The following is a 15,666-nucleotide window of genomic DNA, read 5'->3' on the forward strand; positions in this document are numbered from 1 at the left end:
GCTGCTCAGAACGTATAGCGCTCCCGGGCTTGAATCGTACAGAATGTATATGTTGGGGCGATGGCCGCCCGACGGCACCAGCGGACGCGAAGGAGCACCGTGAGCATCGATCAGCTCGACGTGAAACTCATCACCCTCATCAGCAAAGAAGCAGGCATCTCAGTGGTCGAGTGCGCCAGACGCCTCGGCATCGCCCGCGCCACCGCCCAGGGACGCCTCGATCGACTCAGGCGTACGGGCGTCATCTCTTCGATGGCCCCGCACATCGATCCCGTGGCGATCGGCTACTCGATCCGCTGCTTCTGCTCACTCCAGATCAGGCAGTCCGTGGGGCATCAGCGCGTCGCCGAAAACCTCACCCAAATTCCCGAGCTCCTCGAACTCCACACCGCCACTGGAGACGCCGACATGATGGCCACGATCGTCTCGCGCTCGACGCAGGATCTGCAGCGCGTGCTCGACCTCATCTCCCGCACCGAAGGAGTCGTCAGGGTCTCTTCACGACTCGCGCTCGGCACCCACTTCGAGGGGCGCACACTCCCCCTCGTGGAAGCTGCCGCCGGCGAGGGGGCCCGGGCCGCCGATTCCGCTCGCGCGAGATGATCAGGCGACCCGAGCTCCGCTGAGCCGAGCGAGCGCTACACCAGCTCGCGGGTTTCGTGCAGCGTGCCGATGCGCTCGCCGCTCTCGAAATCGAAGAGGTGCACGCGGTCGGGCTGCGGCGAGACCGTAACAAGGTCGCCGGGATCTGCGTGGTCGCGGCCATCCACCCGCACCACCAGCGACACGCGCTCGCCCGCGAGCTCCGCGTCTCCGAACAGGTAGCCGTCAGCTCCCAGCTCCTCGATGAGGGTCGTCTTCACCGGGATTCCCTGGTCACCAGCACCGCCGACCACCAGATCTTCGGGGCGCACACCGACGGTCACCCGGCCGCCGCTGATCTTTGCCCGCACGCTCTCCGCCACCGGCAGCACGGCGTTGCCGAGCAGCAGGCCGCGGTCATCGACCTCGACCGTGAACAGGTTCATCGCCGGGCTTCCGATGAAGCCCGCCACAAAGGTGTTCACCGGGTGGTCGAGCAGTTCACGCGGCGACCCCACCTGCTGCAGCACACCGAGCTTCATCACCGCGATGCGATCCCCCATCGTCAGCGCCTCAGTCTGATCGTGGGTCACGTACACCGTTGTGACGCCGAGCCGACGCTGCAACGTCGCGATGCGCGAACGGGTCTGTACGCGCAGCTTCGCGTCGAGGTTCGACAGCGGCTCGTCCATTAGGAACACCTTCGGGGCGCGCACGATCGCACGGCCCATCGCAACGCGCTGCCGTTGGCCGCCCGAGAGCGCCTTCGGTTTGCGATCGAGGTACTCGGTCAGGTCGAGTTGTTCGGCGACCTCCTCGACCTGCTTGCGCCGCTCCTCCTTGGAGACGCCCGCAATCTTCAGAGCGAAGCCCATGTTCTCCGCCACCGACATATGCGGGTACAGCGCATAGTTCTGAAACACCATCGCGATATCGCGATCCTTCGGGGATACCTGCGTGACATCCTGCTCATCGATGAGGATGCGCCCCTCGGTGACCTCTTCGAGACCCGCGAGCATGCGCAGGGCCGTCGACTTGCCGCAGCCCGACGGACCCACGAGCACAAGAAACTCGCCGTCCTCGATGTCCAGATTCAAATGCGTCACCGCGGGCCGTTCAGTTCCCGGGTATTGCAGGGTCACGTCGTCGTACACGACTCTCGCCATTGAGGTTTCCTCTCGTTCCACCGGCAGGTACGTGCCGGACGATCCGTTGTGAAATCGAAGTCGTCGGCGCGGCGGCCGACGCTGCCAGTGTGGCAGAACCATTCTGCATTGCCAAGGAGGGGCGGATCACGGGCCGGGTCTCGGCACGCGATCAATGCGGGGGCGGATCGCGATCCGCACCACCTCCCCCGCGATCAGGCCGCCTGCCCGTACTCCCCCGACGCCACGATGACGGCGCGCGCGATCACCGCATCGCGCATCATGAACCCCATGACCGCGGGAGTGGCCTGCGGGTCGAGGTCGATGTGCTCGACATTCAGCGCGTGCACCACGAACCAGTAGTGGTGCACGCCCGTACCCTCGGGCGGAGCCGCGCCGGTGAACACCGGCTGCCGATACTCGTTGGGCATCGCGAGAGCCCCCGCAGGCAGCAGCGCGCTACCTGCCGAGCCAGCACCCGCCGGCAGTTCCGTGACGCTCCCCGGGATGTTCGCGACCGCCCAGTGCCAGAACCCAGACCCCGTCGGCGCATCGGGGTCGAAGCAGGTCACGGCAAAGCTGCGGGTCTCAGCGGGGAACCCCGACCAGCTCAGCTGCGGCGAACGGTTCGATCCGCCCGCTGACTCGGCGTACAATTCCGCCGGCAGCGGTTCTCCGTCCTGGATATCGGCGCTCGTCACCGTGAAGCCGGGCACCTCACGCATGCCGGCGTATGGGTTGATCGCGCCTCGACTCGGATTCTTCTGCGTCATCGCTGGAGCCTTCCTCGGTAGCTTCTTCGGGTGCCCGACGCGCCCAGCACGGCGCCGTGTGCGCCGCACTGCGATCGGCCGAATCGGATCCTCACCCAGCCTAGGCCCGAACCCACCGCTCCGCACAGCCCTCCCACCCCCGCGGATATACTGGGCCGGGACCAGATGGATCCGCGGCGGCGAAGCGAGGCGAGGCGAGGCATGGCAAGTACCACAGGTTCTGAACGAGCCCGTGCCACACTCGCCTACCTGCGGCGCAAGATCACCACAGGCGAGTGGCCCGTTGGCAGCCGCATCCCCATCGAGCCCGAGCTCTCTGAGCAGACCGGCGTCGGCCGCTCCACAGTGCGCGAAGCCGTGCGTTCACTCGCCAGCATGGGCATGCTTGAAACGCTGCCGGGCCGCGGCACCTTCGTGCGCTCCTCGGCACCCACGAGCACCCTGCTGAACGAGTTCTTGAACGACTTCACGCTCGAAGAAATCCTCAGCTATCGCCGCGCACTCGAAATCGAGGCCGCGCAGCAGGCCGCACTGCACCGCACCGATGAAGACGTCGCCGCACTCGAGCAGGCGGCGGCCGAAGAAGTGGGCTGCACCCGCTGCCCCGTACTCGGCCTCGCCGCAGGATCAGACAACTCTGCCTTCGACAGCAAGTTCCACCGCCTCGTCTTCGACTCGGCGAAGAACCGCCTGCTCGCCTCGCTCTACGCGGGCATCAATGATCAGCTGCGCACCCCCGAGCACCGCGGGCGTCTCGCCAATGTGGCCACGGGTGCCGAGATGGAACGCGACCACGCGCGCGTGCTCGACGCGATCCGCCGCCGCGACTTCATCGACGCCGTGCACGCCATGGTCGACCACGTTGACCACGACGTGGTGATCGTCAACGACCAGCACGAGGTCGTGCCGCCGCTGGCGCGCACCCCCGAGCAGCAGCAACGCATCAACGACGCGCGCGCCGCAGAAGACGCACGCGTCGAAGAGGGGGCGCGCACGGCGCCCAGCACCACCACCGTCTGACCAAATGCGGCGGCACGCGCTCACGCGCGGAGCTGCCTAGACGGTGAGCTCGTGCTCCACGTAGACCCGCAGCGCATCGCGCACGAATTTCGCGCCTGCCGCGCCACCGTAGTTCGCGGCGAACCGCTCATCGGCCACATACATCTCTGCAAGACCGAGCACGTAGCTGGCGAGGTCGCCTCCGGCCTGGTGCGCCGGGGTGCCCGGGATGCCCCGCAGCCACTCGACGTGGCGGCGGGCCAGATCCTGGCCCGTCGGCGCGGCGGGATCCGCCCCGCCCTCGGCGGCCGCAATCCAATCTCGGCCCAGCTGCTCCATGACGCCACGCCACTCGGCCCGGCCCGCGTCGCCGAGACCACGCCACCAGCTGTCGCTGCTCGCGTAGGCCTCCGCTCCCCAGCGCTGCTCGACTTCCTCACGGTAGCGAGTGTGATCGAAGCCGTCGAACATGTTCTCTGACATGAGATCCTCCTGTCCCTCTGTCTGCTCCGAAGCGGCATCGGAGGCTCGGGTAAGCGCCGCTATCGTGCGCTCAACTGATCCGATCTGCGCGTCGATCCGCCCCCGCTCCCGCAGCAGCAGATCGAGGTGCGTGTGCAGCACGCGCGCTTCTGCGGTCGCGGGATGCTCCCCGCCGCGCGCCTGCGCGTCCTGCGCCCGCAGTACCTCGCCGATGGCGTCGAGCCCGAGCCCGAGTTCGCGCAGCAGCAGCACCCGCTGCAAGCGCACGAGCGCGCGGTCATCGTAGTAGCGGTAGCCGTTGCTGCCGATGCGGCTCGGACGCACAAGCCCGATGCTGTCGTAGTGGCGCAGGGTGCGCGAGGTTGTGCCCGCGGCTCGCGCGATCTGCTGGATCGAATACTGCACGCTGCCCTCCGGAGATTCGGCCGAGTATCTCCCGGCTCACTCCCCACGCTAGATCTTGACGCTACGTCAAGGTCAAGCGCTTCGCTACGGCGAGCGTCACGCCATCGTGTCGAGGATCTCAGTGAGCTGCTCGAAGGTGGTCAGCGGGTTCACGATCGCGAAGCGTGTATTGGGGCGCCCCGCATGCGAACTCGGCACCACAAAAGCTCTCTGCTCGTCGAGCAGGCGATCCGACCACTGATCGTAGTCGGCGCGCTGCCAGCCATCGCGCTCGAACACCACCACCGACAGCTGCGGCTGGCGCACCAGGCGCAGACCCGGGCGGCGTTCGATCTCGTCGGCGATCCGCCTAGCAAGCGCGATCGAGTGCGTGACCGCCTCCCGGTAGGCTGCCGCGCCATAGGTGGCGAGCGAGAACCAGAGCGGCAAGCCGCGAGGCCGTCGAGTGAGCTGGATCGAATAGTCAGAGGGATCGTAGTGCGCCTGCTCGGTGAGCACGTCAAGGTATTCGGCGTGCTGGGTGTGCGCCTGCCTGCCCGTCTCGGGATCGCGGTAGATCAGCGCACACACGTCGTAGGGCGCGAAGAGCCACTTGTGCGGGTCGACGATCACCGACTCGGCGCGTTCGACGCCCGCGAAGTGCGGGCGACCGAGCGGCGAAAGCATCGCGGTGAGCCCGTAAGCACCGTCGACGTGCAGCCAGAAGTCGAAGTCGTCTTTCAGCGCGGCGATCCCCGCAATGTCATCAACCACGCCGAAATTCGTCGAACCTCCCGTAGCGACCACCGCGAAGACCCTGTCACCGTGCTCCGCAAGCGCCTCGCGCACCGCCTCCGCGCGCAGCACCCCATCAGCATCAGCCGACACCGGCACCACGTCAACATCCATCACCCGCGCAGCCGACTTGATCGAGGAATGCGCCTCAGCGCTGCACACCACCGCCCAACCGTTCTCGGGGCGCGCAGCCGAGCCGGCCGCTTCGCGCTTCGAGCGCGCATGGTCGCGGGCCGCGACCAGCGCAGACAGGTTGCCGATCGTGCCGCCCTGCACGAAAACACCGCCGGCACCCTGCGGCAGCCCGAACTCGGCGGCGAGCCAGCCCAGCACCTCATTCTCGGCGTAGACCGCACCCGCGCCCTCCATCCACGAGCCGCCGTAGAGCGCGCTCGCCGAGACCACCAGATCGAAGGCGATCGCAGCCTTCGAGGGGGCCGAAGGAATGAACGAGAGATACTGCGGGTGATCGGTCGTGATGCATGCCGGTGCGAGAATATGCTCGAACACCGACAGCGCCCGGCGGCTTCCCAAGCCCTCCTCACTGATGGTGGTGCCCGCCAGTCGACGCAGCTCCTTCGGGGAGACAGCATGGTCGAGCGGCGTATCAGTTGCGAGGATGCGGCGTCTGGAATAGTCGAGCACCAGATCGACAATGCCGCGGGTCTCATCCGAGACGGAGTGCATGCGCGCGTGGTCGGGCTGGTTCATGGTTCTCTGCCTCTCAGAAGTGGGTCGCTTCGGCGCGTGCGCCCGCGAGCGCTGCCCCGATGCCAGTGTCGCACAGCATCATGGCGCGCACGTAGCATGGACAGGTGAGCGAGCCCAAGATTCTGCTGTACTACGTTTTCGCACCCGTCACCGACCCAGAGGCGGTACGGCTGTGGCAGCGCGAACTCTGCGAGTCACTGGGACTGCGGGGGCGGATCATCATCTCTCCGCACGGCATCAACGGCACCGTGGGCGGCGAGCTCGACGCCTGCAAGCGCTACCTAAGGCGCACCCGCGAGTATGCGCCATTCGCAAATCTCGAACCCAAATGGAGCGAGGGCACCGGCTTCGACGACCCAGAACTGCGGTTCGACGCCGCCAGTCTCACGGGCAAGACGCGCCCGGCGCCGTGGCGTCGCATCACTGACTTCCCCAAACTGAGCGTCAAAGTGCGCGACGAGCTCGTCGCATTCGGCATCCCCGACGAACTGCGCGTCGATGCCTCCGGGGTGATCGGCGGCGGCACGCATCTCTCCCCGCAGGCGGTGAACGAACTCGTCGACGAGCGAGGCGACGAGGTGGTGTTCTTCGACGGCCGCAACGCCTGGGAGGCCGAGATCGGGCGCTTCAAGGGTGCCGTGGTGCCCGACGTCGATACGACGCACGACTTCATCACCCAGATCGACAGCGGCGCCTACGACGACCTCAAGCACCGCCCCGTCGTCACCTACTGCACGGGCGGGATCCGCTGCGAGATCCTCTCAGCAGCGATGCGCGAACGGGGCTTCGAAGAGGTCTACCAAATCGACGGCGGCATCGTGCGCTACGGCGAAGCATTCGGCAACGACGGCCTGTGGGAGGGGTCGCTCGCCGTGTTCGACGGTCGTGAAGCACTCGATTTCGCTCCGGGGGCGGCGGTGCTCGGAAGCTGCGAGGTGTGCGGTGCAGCCTCCAACAGGCTGGCGAACTGCGCCGATGCGAGCTGCCGTGCACGCTTCGTGGCCTGCGACACCCACCCGGAAGCCACCTGCGCGGCGCACGCGTCACGCGGGTAGCACCGCGCGGTGCCGCGATCCGCTATTCGATGCTGTGCAGTGCGGCGCCGACGATCCCCGAGTTCTGACGCAGCCGTGCCGGCACCAGATCGGCCCGCACCGAGATCAGCGGCAGGAACCGATCGGCCTTCCGGCTGATCCCGCCCCCCACGATGAAGAGGTCGGGCGAGAACAGCTGCTCGACGTGCGAGAAGTAGCGCTGCAGCCGCAGCCCCCACTCCTCGTAGCTCAAGCCTTCCCGCTCGCGAGCCGCAGCCGAGGCGCGTGACTCGGCAACCGCACCGTCGACCTCGAGATGCCCGAGCTCGGTGTTGGGCACCAACCGGCCATCGACGAAGAGCGCCGACCCGATCCCGGTTCCCAGCGTCAGCATCATCACCACGCCGTCGCGCCCGACGCCGGCCCCCAGACGCATCTCCGCGAGCCCTGCCGCATCGGCGTCGTTGAGCGACCGCACGGGTGCGTTCAGACGTTCAGCCAGGCGCTGCTCCAGGTGCTCACCCAGCCACTCGTCGTCGATGTTCGCCGCGGATCCGACGACCCCGTCCTTGACCACGCCCGGGAAGGCGCAGCCGACAGGGCCGCTCCAGCCGGTCTGCGCCACCACGGCAGCAGCCGTGTCGAGCACCGCCGCGACCGTCGCGGGCTGCGGCGTGTCGAGACGCACGCGCTCGCTCACCAGATCCCCGGACGCGAGATCGACGACCCCGCCCTTGATGCCCGTTCCGCCGATGTCTAATCCGAACGCAGTTCTCACCCGCATCTCCTCCCGGTCGCCGCTTGCCTGCCCCAGATGCGGGGTGCGGCTCGGCACAGCCATCGTTGCACACGTCGCTCACCCCGACCAGAGAACGCCGTCCATTCCTGGCGAAGCGTGCCCGCTGCGCGAGCGCGCACGCTCGCACAGCCCGGAACGCAGCGGGGCCGCGCCCCCGCTTGTGCGCGGGGCGGGCCCCCACGGGGTGCGGATCGCGAACCGCCTACGCGGCCACCTTCCGGCGCCGGATCACCTGCGCCGCCCCGCCAAGACCGAGCAGCGTGATCCCTGCCACGATGAGGCCGCTGAGATCAGCGCCGGTCACCGCGAGCGGCGCCTTGTCGATCTCAACCACACCGGCATCCCAGGTGGGGTCGATGCCCTCGCTGGCGTCCACACCGTTCTCGTAGTTGCGGGTGAGCGCCTTGTTCGTGTCGTCGAGCACGAACTTCTTGCTCACACCCACGAGCGGGTTGCCGCCGGTGACCGCATCGGAGTCGCTTGCGGCGTCGCCAACGTTCGGCTTCGTGAAGCGGTAGCGCTTGCCCTGCTCGTCGGTCAGGGTGAAGCGCACCTGGTAGGTGCCGGCATCGAGCATGTCGAACTTGTAGAAGCCGCGGGAATCGGTCTTCGTCGTTGCGACGACCTCGCCCCGCTCGTTCAGCAGTTCGACCTTCACTCCGGGCAGCACGGGCTCGCCCGCGTCCTGCTTGCCGTTCTTGTTGGTGTCGATCCAGGTGTAGTCGCCGACCGCGTACGACTTGGCGTAGGCATTCCACACGTCGTTGTCGGTCACCGTGGCACCGTTCACTTCACCGCGAGCGGTGACCGTTGCGGTGTCGCGGTGGCTCTGGCCGGCTTTCAGGCCGGGGAGCGTGCCCGAGCAGTCGAACTGCGTTGCAAGCTCCATCGGGCCGGCCCAGGTGGTGCCGGTGCTGCCATCGGGGAACTCGCAGACGAGATTCTGGATCTCGCCGGCACCAGCGGTCAGCGCATCGGAAACGGCGATGTCGACCAGGCGGTCGGGGCCGTTGTTCGACACGGTGAAGTTGACCTGCTGGGACTTGCCGCCAGCGAGCGCCTTCCCATTGAAAGCGGCGGGGTCGTCGTAGTCGCCTGCGTAGCCATCGGCGATCAGTGCACCGTTCGCGTCGTACTCGGGGCCACTGCCGGGCCCTTCGTCATTCCACTTCTCGATGTCGATGCCGGGTGCGCCGATACCGTCGATCGTCGTCGTGGAAATCGGGGTGGTCAGCCCCTCGAGCTGCAGCGAGTTCACCACTTGCTGGCTGCCGTCGTTCACCTCGACGAGGAAGCGGAACGGAATCTTGCCCTGCACGGGGAAGCGCCCGCTCTTCTGCTCGATGGTCACCGTGTGCGTGGTGCTGTTGTAGCTCGCCTCGATGCCGCTCTTCGCAACCGGCCCTGGCACCGCGTCGCTGTTCTGCGGATCGCTCCACACCGCGGGATCATCACTCGTGATGAAGCCGATGAAGTTGACGTTGCTCGGCAACTTGTCGATCACCGTGGGAGCGTTCAAGGAGTTGTAGCTGCCGTGGCCGAGCAGCTCGACCTCGTAGGCGTAGCGGGGCTGGCTCAGCTTGCCGTTCTCGTACGCGACCTTCAGGAAGGGGCTCCACTTCTTGGAATCCCAGATGCGCTTGCGCGCTTCGAGCTCGTCGCCCCACGAGGTAGCGGAGGCGTTGTTCTCGGCCCAGTAGGCGGCTTCGTCGTCGGCACCGTACAGCGTGGCGACGTTTCGCACCTCAAGGGTTTCCCTGCCCTGCAGCACGCGCGTGCGCAGCACGAGATCGACAACGAGGTTCTGCCCAGCGGGCTGCGCCGCAACCTTGTCTTTGCCGCTCTGCGTGAGCGTGATCGTGAGATCGCCCTGCTTCGCGCTGAGCTTGTTCAGGCTGAGATTGAAGTCTGCGGCGTTCAGGTTCGCCCCGGAGTAAGATCCCGAAACCACCACATTGGGCGCGTGCAGGGTATCTGCCGCGACGTCGAACACCGACAGGTCGAGATGGTCGACCAGGTGCAGATCCTGCGCCACAATCCCGGCATTTGACGAGGTCTTCCCCGTCTTCACCGTGAAGCTGTAGGGGATGTTCGTCGCCTGGTCAGGCGTAGCCGAAAGCTCGCCCGCAGGGCCAGCCTTCGTGAACGCGTCGGAGTCATTGAGACCCGGGGTGCGGTCCTGGGGCAGCTGGATCGGCCGCACATCGGCGTCGCGCGTCACGGCACCCGTGGAGTCCGAGAACGTGAAGCTTGCCGCGTTGCGGAAGCGGTAAGCCGTGGCGCCCGCGACGTTGGTGGTGCCGTTCACGATGAGACCCGCACCGTTGCCCGTCGTCGGATCGGCCAACCGGTCCAGCTGCGCGTTCACGAGGATGCCGAGGTTCGTGTCCTTGTTCTTGCCGACGTTGACGCGCAGGGTCTGACCGTCGACGCAGTAGCGGCCGATATTAGCGTCGCTGGCGATGGTGGCCGCGTCGCAGGTGCCGGTCGCGAGGGTCAGCGATGAGAAGTCGGGGCTGGTCGAACCGCTCGCGAGCGAGACGACGCCCGCGCCGCTCTTCCAGCTGGCCTGAGCCGGCAGGGTGTCGGTGACGACAACGTTGCGGTTCAGGGTGTAGTACGAGTTGCTGCCATCCCAGGTGCTCAGCTTCGCGGTGAGCCGGTATGAGATGTCAACGGGCGCGGGCAGGATGTTGCCGGCGACGTCGGTGGCGAGCTCACGCTTCCAGCTGCCGCCCTCAACAGTCTTATCGAAGACACCGTTGCAGCTCGGGCAGGGGCCCGGCACCGTGCCGCGGATCTGAATGCTCGCAGTGTCGGTGCGCGAATCCGGCCCGAAGGTGGCGGTGTTCGTCTTGGTGATGCCGTAGCTGCCCGGCGCCTTCGGATCGGTGCGCCCGTTGTAGGCGGCGGCGAGTTCGGTCTGATAGGCAGCGACGTCGACGATGCGCGCCGCATAGGTCACGGTGAGCTTGGCGGGGTCCGTCAGCGGGATCGTGCCCGCGAAGGAGTTGTCGCCCGCCTGCACCGTGGGGGCGAAGGTCGGGTTGGTGACCACACCGGCGGCCGCGCCGCCGACGCCGCCGGGTGCGTACTGCGTGAGCGTCGCGGTGGTGGCGACGTTGCCGCCGGCACCCGCGAGTCCGCTCTGGCCAACGTACTGCATGCCCGCTGGCAGCAGGTCGCCGATCTGATAGGCGGGATAGCTCTGCCCATCGGGGATGTTGACGGTGAGGGTGTAGGAAATGTCCTCGTTCGCGATCGCGGGATCGAGGGAGTCGAACACGTAATCACCGTTGCCGTCACGCACCTGCTTGACGAAACGGTCAAGATTGCCGGCCGACACCGCCTTGTCGACGGTATCGGGCACCACGATCGGCGGCACCTCATCGCGGTCGCGCACGTTGATTGTGAGGGTCTGGTCTTCGCCGCCGATCGTCCAGGTGATGGGGCGCGGGCCCGAACCGTTGACATTGGCGAGCGCGAACTTGAGACCGAAGTCGCCGCCGATGATGCCGGCCGGCCAATTCTCCTCGTTGTGGAAGGTGATGCGCACGGTGTCGCCGCCCACGAGCTCGAACTTCTCGATGCCCGAGGTGCCCGCCGGCAGCGGGGTGCCGAGGGTGGCGTTGGGGCCGAGCTTGAAGTCGATCGCCTGCCCCTTCGCGAGTTCCGAATAGGCGACCTCAAGCGTGAGCACCGTGCCCTCGTCGAGCTGAGCGCCGTCGGCCACAGGGTTTCCGTTGCTGTCGACGATCGTCGCCCCGGTGATACCTGCGGGCAGCGCCAGGGCGGCCGTGCCACCGACAGACAACAAGCCGATGCTCATCGCGAGCGCCGCGATCACGGAGACCGCCCGCTTCCAGTGAGTCTTGCGCCGGAACTCTTCACGAGATCCGGGGATCCTCATACTCCACGACACTTCTGCATTCCTCCCCCGAAGATGACCGGCGGAGTATCCGCCGGCAAGATCCTTACCCAGCGTGCACTTCGTCATACACCGCGTCGGCTCACCAACGCACAGCCCTAAAAGCCTCCAACAATATACAGCGTATGTAGCGCATCCTCGGACATTCCACCTCTGAAGCAACCTTTCACCCGCACATTCACCCCCGATACCTCGACTCACGACAAGTGCCGCCTCGGGATGCTCCTCCCGAGACGGCACTTGTTCACTCGCGCTACCGGCTATTCGCTCGCTGCGCTTCGGCGGCGCACCACCAGCAGCGTGCCCCCCAGTGCGAGCAGCGCGAGCGCTGCCGCGACGAAGCCGCCGATATCGGTTCCCGTCGCCGCGAGGCCAGCGGCCCCGCCCGGCACCTCGATCACACCGGCATCCCAGGTGGGATCGATGCCCTCGCTCGCCTCATACCCGTTCGGGTAGTCGCGGGTGAGTGCGGGGTTCGAGTCGTCGAGCACGAAACGTTTGCTCAAGCCCACGAATGGGTTGGTACCCGTAATCGCATCGGAGTCGAGCGCCGCATCGCCGGCGTTCGGCTTCGTGAAGCTGTAGCGCTTGCCCTGCTCAGCAGTCAGCGTGAACCGCAGCTGATACCTGCCTGCAGCAAGGTTGTCGAACTTGTAGAAGCCGCTGGCATTCGTCTTCGTGGTCGCGACAACCGCGCCGAGCTCGTCGAGCAGTTCGACCTGCACGCCCGGCAACACAGGCTCGCCCGAATCCTGCATCCCGTTCTTATTGATGTCGATCCAGGTGTAGTCGCCCACCGCATACGACTTGGCGTGCACGCTCAAGGTGTCGGTGTCGTAGACCGGGGCGGGATTGACCTCGCCGCGGGCCGCAACAGTGACGGTGTCGGTGTGCTGCTGGCCAGGCTGCAGCGCGGGAATGGTGCCGGAGCACTCGAAACGCTGAGCCGGCAGCAGGGGGCCTGCCCAGCTCGTGCCCGTGCTCGCGTCGGGGAACACGCAGGCGAGGTCGGTGACCGCGCCGGCACCCGAGGTGAGGGCGTCGGAAACCACGATGTCGCGCAGGTTGTCGGTGCTGTCGTTCGACACCGTGAACTTCACAGCCTGCGGTTTGCCTGCCGCAATGCCCTTCGTGACATCGAGATCATAGTCACCGGCGTAGCCGTCGTTCGTCACCGAACCATCGGTGCCATACGCGGGGCCGCTGCCGGCACCCTCATCGATCCACTTCTCGACATCGATACCGGGCTGAGCGCCGGCAACAACAGTCTCGCTCTTCGCGACACCGTAGCTGTTCCAGGCAAGGCTGTTCGCAACCTGCTTGGCATTGGCATTGACCTCGACCATCAGCAGGAACGGCACCGTCGCGCCGCGCTGGTACCAGGTGCCCTTCGGCTTGGAAACGCGCACCTGATGCGTCGCAGCGTCGTAGCTCGCCGCGAGTCGGTTCTTCGTCTGCGTCGGCACCGTCGGCGTGTTCGGGTTGCTCCACTGAGCCGGGTCAGTGCTCGTCACGAAGCCCTTGAAATCGACGTAGGGCGCGAGCTGATCCACCACATTGATGACCGCATCATCTGTGAAGTTGTTGAACGACTTGAACTCGATCTGGTAGACGTAGCGCGACTGCACCACATTGCCCTGATCATCGGTGAGCGCCTTCAACGATCGCTGCCATACCCCGTTCTGCCCGTCCCAGACGCGCTTCGTCACGGTAATCTCAGATCCGTACGAGTTGGCCTCCGCCTGCACCTCTGACCAGTAGTCAGCAAGACCATCAGTGCCGAAGAGGATTGCCTTGTTCGGGATGCTCAGGCTCTCCTTGCCGTTCAGCTTGCGCGTCTGCAGGGTGAGGTCGATCGTCAGACGACCACCCGGGGCGCGCTTCGACACCTCCTCTTTGCCTGCCTCAGACATGCGGATCACCAGATCACCGGCCGCGTTGAGACTCAAGACGAAATCGCTCTGAGTGAGCGCTCGTGCACCCGAATAGCTCGCGTTCTTGATCTGCACTGCGGGGGCCGTGAGCTGGTCCGCTTTGAGTTCGAAGAAGCGCTTGTCGAGGTTGTCGACCAGGTTGAGGTCAGCCGCTGGAGCGGTCTTGTCGGTGTAGATCGTGAAGCGGTAGTCGATCAGCGCCTGACCGTTCGGCTGCACACGCACCGTGCTCCCTGACGCAAGCTGCTTGCGGAACGCGCTGCTGTCCTTGAGGCCGTCAGTGGAGGGCTCGGGCAACTGCACCGGGTAGCTGTCGACACTGTCAGTCTTGTCGTAGCTGACGCCGGGGAACCAGCGGAACTTCGCCTCGTTTCGAAGCGCGTAGGCGGTGCCGCCCGACACACTCGTCGATCCGCTCTTTGGCAGTCCGGCGACGGTGGTGAGCGCAGCGAGCGCCTTCACAGTCACCCGCGTGCCCTTGTTCGCACCTACGTTGACCAGCAGTGTCTGGCCGTCGACGCAGTAGCTGCCGATGTTGGCATCGATCTCGATGTCGGCGATGGTGCAGGCACCCGTGAACTTGGTCAGCGAGGTGAACTCGGGCGAGGAACCATCGAAGGTGATGAAGCTCGGGTTTGCGGTGCTCCAGCTCGCCTGACTGGGCAGCACATCGGAGATCACCGCATTGCGCTGCAGCTCGAATGCCGGGTTCGGCAGGCCGTCGACGCCGTTGCGGGCATCCCACTGGCTGAGGTCAGCCTTGAACCGGTACTCGATGCGCGCACGATCCGCGGGCGAGACGATGTTGCCCGCAGCATCGGTGACGAACTCGCGCTGCGCGCTGGCCCAGTCGTCGCTCTTATCGAAGGCTGTATTGCCAAGTCCGTCGCACACGGTGAGGCAAGGGCCATCGATGCGTCCGGTGATCTCGGTCGATGCCTTGCGTTCTGTAGTGCCGGAGGGGGTGACGAACTTCGCGGTGTTCTCGAGCGCCAGCTTGAACTCGCCGTACTCGGCGTTCTCGGGGTCGAGCGCACGCTGCTGCAGACGGGTGAGGATCGGGCCACGGTCGGTGATCCGCGCCTGGTACGCGATGGCCACCTTCGCGGGGCCGTTGATTGTGAGCTGCCCAGTGAAAGAACGGTCGTCGTTCCCCACCTCAGCAGCGAAGCCACTGAGCGCCGTGATCGGGGTGGGGTTGAGCCCGTTGGCGTCCCACTGCGTGCCGGTGATCGCGACAGGCACTTCCTGGCCCGCCCAGAGTTCGTCACCGTTCGAGTCGACGTACTGCATGCCCTCGGGGAGCACATCCTCGATGTCGATCACACGGTTGACCGCGCCGTTGGGCACGTCGACGGTGAGTTTGTAGCTGATGAGTTTGCTCTCGATCTCGGGCTTCAGCGCTTCAACGCGCTGCCAGCCGTTGCCGTCCTGCTCGTAGTCGATCATGTCGGTGAGGGCGCCCGAGGTCGTGGACTTGCCAAAGCTCTCGTTCACGGTTTCGGGCTTCGGGGGCACCGGCGCCGTCGGATCCGCGATTTCAACATCGACGGACACCACCTCGGTGCCGACCTCCCAAGAGAGCGGTACCGTGCCGGGGCCGGCGTCGGCGTTCAGGGTGAATTCGAGCAGGAAGACACCGGCGGTGACATCGGGCCACGCTTCGGGGTCACCCTCCTCGCCGTCGCCCCTGAACTCCACGCGCAGTACATCACCGACCATCGTGAAAGACTTCACCGCGTCGTTCTTCAGCGCCGCGGGGTTGCCGATCGTGGCGTTGGGGCCGAGCTTGAAGTCAACGGTCTTGCCCTTCGCACCCATGTCGTAGCTGACGCGCAGGTACATTTTGTCGCCGCGCTTCGCGGGAGCACCGGGCTGCACCGGCGCAACCTCGGAGGTCGTGCTGTTGCTGGTGACGATGTAGGCCTGAGTGATGCCGGTGGGCAGTTCGGCATGCGCGGCGGATCCGCCCACTGCGAGCAGCCCCACGCTCATGGCGAGCGCGGTCAGCGCTGCCAAGCCGCGCCGCAAGCGGCCCGTGCTCCGGCTTCGTTCTGGGGATCTCCCGATCCCGGTTCTCGACGACAACTCGTACCTCC

General features: G+C 66.2%; 10 protein-coding genes. 3 read left to right on the forward strand and 7 right to left on the reverse strand.

Going from position 1 to position 15,666, the window contains the following annotated elements:
• The first annotated feature begins 99 nt into the window (after positions 1 to 99).
• Positions 100 to 603 (forward strand): Lrp/AsnC family transcriptional regulator, encoded by a 504-nt coding sequence (locus tag WFI54_RS08620; RefSeq protein ID WP_336652384.1) that lies wholly within the window; start codon positions 100 to 102, stop codon positions 601 to 603.
• 35 nt (positions 604 to 638) lie between these two features.
• Here the strand turns inward: WFI54_RS08620 and WFI54_RS08625 are convergent, their stop codons facing one another.
• Both WFI54_RS08625 and WFI54_RS08630 read right to left on the reverse strand, forming a co-directional pair.
• Positions 639 to 1,748 (reverse strand): ABC transporter ATP-binding protein, encoded by a 1,110-nt coding sequence (locus WFI54_RS08625; RefSeq protein WP_336652385.1) that lies wholly within the window; start codon positions 1,746 to 1,748, stop codon positions 639 to 641.
• A gap of 194 nt (positions 1,749 to 1,942) precedes the next feature.
• Positions 1,943 to 2,500 carry a YbhB/YbcL family Raf kinase inhibitor-like protein gene (locus WFI54_RS08630; RefSeq protein WP_336652386.1) on the reverse strand — a complete coding sequence of 186 codons (558 nt, stop codon included), beginning with the start codon at positions 2,498 to 2,500 and terminating at the stop codon, positions 1,943 to 1,945.
• A gap of 201 nt (positions 2,501 to 2,701) precedes the next feature.
• Between WFI54_RS08630 and WFI54_RS08635 the strand changes: the two genes are divergently transcribed.
• Positions 2,702 to 3,520, forward strand: a complete 819-nt coding sequence (locus WFI54_RS08635; RefSeq protein ID WP_336652387.1) for a FadR/GntR family transcriptional regulator — start codon at positions 2,702 to 2,704, stop codon at positions 3,518 to 3,520.
• 36 nt (positions 3,521 to 3,556) lie between these two features.
• On the opposite strand, the gene WFI54_RS08640 is transcribed toward WFI54_RS08635, so the two are convergent.
• Both WFI54_RS08640 and WFI54_RS08645 read right to left on the reverse strand, forming a co-directional pair.
• Entirely contained in the window at positions 3,557 to 4,387 is an 831-nt protein-coding gene (locus tag WFI54_RS08640) for a MerR family transcriptional regulator (RefSeq protein ID WP_336652388.1), read from the reverse strand.
• A gap of 96 nt (positions 4,388 to 4,483) precedes the next feature.
• Positions 4,484 to 5,872: a pyridoxal phosphate-dependent decarboxylase family protein gene (locus WFI54_RS08645; RefSeq protein ID WP_336652389.1), complete on the reverse strand. Its 1,389-nt coding sequence runs from the start codon at positions 5,870 to 5,872 to the stop codon at positions 4,484 to 4,486.
• A gap of 104 nt (positions 5,873 to 5,976) precedes the next feature.
• On the opposite strand from WFI54_RS08645, the gene WFI54_RS08650 reads away from it, so the two are divergent.
• Positions 5,977 to 6,927 carry a tRNA uridine(34) hydroxylase gene (locus WFI54_RS08650; protein WP_336652390.1) on the forward strand — a complete coding sequence of 317 codons (951 nt, stop codon included), beginning with the start codon at positions 5,977 to 5,979 and terminating at the stop codon, positions 6,925 to 6,927.
• A gap of 22 nt (positions 6,928 to 6,949) precedes the next feature.
• Here the strand turns inward: WFI54_RS08650 and ppgK are convergent, their stop codons facing one another.
• The 3 genes from ppgK to WFI54_RS08665 all read right to left on the reverse strand — a co-directional run bounded on the left by ppgK (position 6,950) and on the right by WFI54_RS08665 (position 15,586).
• Positions 6,950 to 7,690 carry a polyphosphate--glucose phosphotransferase gene (ppgK, locus tag WFI54_RS08655; protein WP_336652673.1) on the reverse strand — a complete coding sequence of 247 codons (741 nt, stop codon included), beginning with the start codon at positions 7,688 to 7,690 and terminating at the stop codon, positions 6,950 to 6,952.
• Positions 7,691 to 7,907: 217 nt separating this feature from the next.
• A complete protein-coding gene (locus WFI54_RS08660) occupies positions 7,908 to 11,615 on the reverse strand; it encodes an SdrD B-like domain-containing protein (RefSeq protein ID WP_336652391.1) in 3,708 nt (1,235 codons plus the stop codon).
• 278 nt (positions 11,616 to 11,893) lie between these two features.
• Positions 11,894 to 15,586 (reverse strand): SdrD B-like domain-containing protein, encoded by a 3,693-nt coding sequence (locus WFI54_RS08665; protein ID WP_336652392.1) that lies wholly within the window; start codon positions 15,584 to 15,586, stop codon positions 11,894 to 11,896.
• Positions 15,587 to 15,666 lie beyond the last annotated feature (80 nt).

This window comes from Leucobacter sp. MMO-125 (genome assembly GCF_037148395.1).
GTDB lineage: Bacteria > Actinomycetota > Actinomycetes > Actinomycetales > Microbacteriaceae > Leucobacter.

What these genes read in the sequence shown, in the direction of transcription:
- WFI54_RS08625 (WP_336652385.1), bottom strand. Translation starts at nt 1,748, where the DNA reads ATGGCGAGAGTCGTGTACGACGACGTGACCCTGCAATACCCGGGAACT.
- WFI54_RS08630 (WP_336652386.1), bottom strand. Translation starts at nt 2,500, where the DNA reads ATGACGCAGAAGAATCCGAGTCGAGGCGCGATCAACCCATACGCCGGC.
- WFI54_RS08635 (WP_336652387.1), top strand. Translation starts at nt 2,702, where the DNA reads ATGGCAAGTACCACAGGTTCTGAACGAGCCCGTGCCACACTCGCCTAC.
- WFI54_RS08645 (WP_336652389.1), bottom strand. Translation starts at nt 5,872, where the DNA reads ATGAACCAGCCCGACCACGCGCGCATGCACTCCGTCTCGGATGAGACC.
- ppgK (WP_336652673.1), bottom strand. Translation starts at nt 7,690, where the DNA reads ATGCGGGTGAGAACTGCGTTCGGATTAGACATCGGCGGAACGGGCATC.
- WFI54_RS08660 (WP_336652391.1), bottom strand. Translation starts at nt 11,615, where the DNA reads ATGAGGATCCCCGGATCTCGTGAAGAGTTCCGGCGCAAGACTCACTGG.